Origin of the sequence: Siminovitchia fortis, from assembly GCF_007681465.1 — a bacterium.
Classification (GTDB): Bacteria; Bacillota; Bacilli; order Bacillales; family Bacillaceae_C; genus Siminovitchia; species Siminovitchia fortis.
In genome coordinates this window covers 1-2,444 of the sequence record NZ_VEKZ01000119.1, presented here as the reverse complement: position 1 = coordinate 2,444, position 2,444 = coordinate 1, and the positions used below count along the sequence as shown (strand labels likewise).

Below are 2,444 nucleotides of genomic sequence, written 5' to 3'. Positions count from 1 at the left end.
TGTATTTCGCAAGTGAAAAGTGAACCATTTCGCAACTTAATTTTGAACCACTGATGCTGTTTCACTTTTGAGCCATTCTTCCGTTTCTCTCATCCTAAAAGACGGTCCATTCATGTTTAAAACATGAGATTTATGGGTCAGTCGATCCGTTAGTGCTGCCGTTAAAACTTGGTCTTGGAAAATCTCATTCCACTTTATAAAAGGAAGATTACTGGTGATAATCGTTGATTTCCTGCCCGCTCTAAGAGAAAGATGTGTAAACAATAATTCTGCACCTTCTTTATCAAATGAGATATATCCAAGTTCATCGATGATGACTAAATCATACTTTTCAAATTTTAATTCAAACGAACGAAGAGTTCTTTCTGATCGACATTCCTTGAGTTGATTAATTAAGGATGGAACTGTTGCGAAAAACACCCTGTATCCAGTTAGACATGCCTCCATTCCTAGGCCAATTGAAATATGCGTTTTCCCTGTTCCAGGTGATCCCGTTAATATAACGTTTTGTCCTTCTTTTATAAAATCCAAAGTCTTTAAATGGTTTAATTTTGATTTTGCTTGTTCCGGTAACGCATCCATCAATAATTCATCTAATAGCTTCTTTTGAGGGAAATTTGCTGCGCGAATCCGATTTTGTTTAGCACGTACGAAACGATCGCTCTTTTCCTGTACAAGCACTTGATGCAATATATCAAATGCTTGTTTAGGGTGCTTGAATTCCGTTTCTTCTTGAACCATTTTTCGGATACTTGGTAATCGCAGTTCTTTACATAATTGAACCACTTGCTCTTTGGTATTCATGAGGAGGCTACCTCCTTTAGCTGACCAAACATTTTTGTATAAGCTATCATATTACTTTCCGATTGATTGATTGTATCATCGCGTCTAGTAGTGGCACTTTCCGTCGGAAGTGATTGTTCACAGATAAACAGAATCCTTTCTGTTGAAACATAATCTAGACGAATGTTTTCTAGGTCTTTAATGGCCTCAAGGACTTGGTTAAGATTATCATTTTCTTTCACATAAAGAAGTAATTCTAGAAATTCTTTCTCTTTTCCTATATAATGCTGGTAGTAAATATTTTTAATTTGTGTTGGTGCCTGCCTCAAACATTCACTTTGAGCAATGGCGCCTTTTTTTCTTTGAAAGGTCTTTAGGAAGTGATTAATGTCCATAACCCATTGATGTACACCCCAATTCCTAATGTGCATAGCCTCCAACTGGCCATCAATAAACAACTTTATATTTTTTGCACCTACCTTTGCTTTTATGTATTTTCCAACGTTTCCTTCCGGAACAGAGTAATGATTCTGATTAATCACTACTGTGCTGTATTTATCAACACGAACCTCCACCATATCCGATGCATCAAAAGGAGTAATTGCTGGACTTGAAATTACTGCTTCATTTTTCATTAGTTCGTGATGCTTTGCCTTATGTTCATAATGATTTCTATTATTTATTCTCTCTAAGGTTGTTAATAAGTGTACTTCAGCCTCTTTTAAATTATTAAAAGAATGGATTGTTGAAAATGCCTTTCTACGAATGAATTCAACACTCCTTTCCACATGGCCTTTCTCATTTCCTTTTCGAGGTTGGCACAGTCGAATATCGAATTGGTAATAATTTGACAGATTAATCATGCTGTCCGTGATCTTTCTCTCAGTACCGATAAATGCTTTAACAACAGTCCTCATGTTGTCATATGTAAACACCTTCGGAATAAATCCCACATGATTAATGAATTCAACATGAACATCCAGCACACATATCATTGATTGTGATTCATAAATTTTGGCAAACCTATAATTGCTATAGGGTAATGTAAAAACCGCAAGGTTGTATGTTTTGAAGGCACCGTCAATTTCCAGCTTCAATTCTCCCCAATCAAATTCCGCCTCATGACCTGGTTCACAATGTCTACGAATGAATACCTCTTTAGTTTTAGCAGTTTCACTATTGACAAAGTTCCGTACAGTTGTATAACTTATAATAAATCCAGCATCTAGTAATTCCTCATGCATATCTATCATTTTCATTTGCTGCTTTTTCATATAATGATTTTTCTTCCATACATTTGCTTTTATGTAACCACGTAATATGCCTTTGATTTCTTCCGTTAATACTTTCTTTTTCCCCTTTCTTTTTTTGTAAGACGGCTGTTTCATGACTTCCTCAGTAATTGGTAAGTCATTCACATCCTCATGTCTGCCCTTTTCATATTGCTTAATATATTTACGTACAGTATTCCTTGCTTTTTTAGTTCTTTTTGAAATCTCTCTTTCACTGACCCCCTCCAAATATAATTTAATAATTGTCTGTTTCTCTTTCAATGTAATCACTCCAGTTAGTCCCCCTAACGATATCGCTAGGGTTATTTTCTATTGAAGTGGTTCAATTTTCAAGTGCGATTGTGGTTCATTTTTAGATTACCATATACA

At 35.5% G+C, this 2,444-nt stretch carries 2 protein-coding genes; both read right to left on the bottom strand.

The window, feature by feature from the left end; genetic code table 11:
• Window positions 1–36: 36 nt before the first annotated feature.
• Window positions 37–804 (bottom strand): IS21-like element helper ATPase IstB, encoded by a 768-nt coding sequence (gene istB, locus FS666_RS19080; RefSeq protein ID WP_120076003.1) that lies wholly within the window; start codon window positions 802–804, stop codon window positions 37–39.
• The gene (gene istA, locus FS666_RS19075; RefSeq protein WP_430722764.1) at window positions 801–2,336 is read right to left on the bottom strand and encodes an IS21 family transposase; all 1,536 of its coding nucleotides are present in this window, start codon (window positions 2,334–2,336) and stop codon (window positions 801–803) included. The genes istB and istA overlap by 4 nt, the downstream gene beginning before the upstream one ends.
• Window positions 2,337–2,444: the final 108 nt, after the last annotated feature.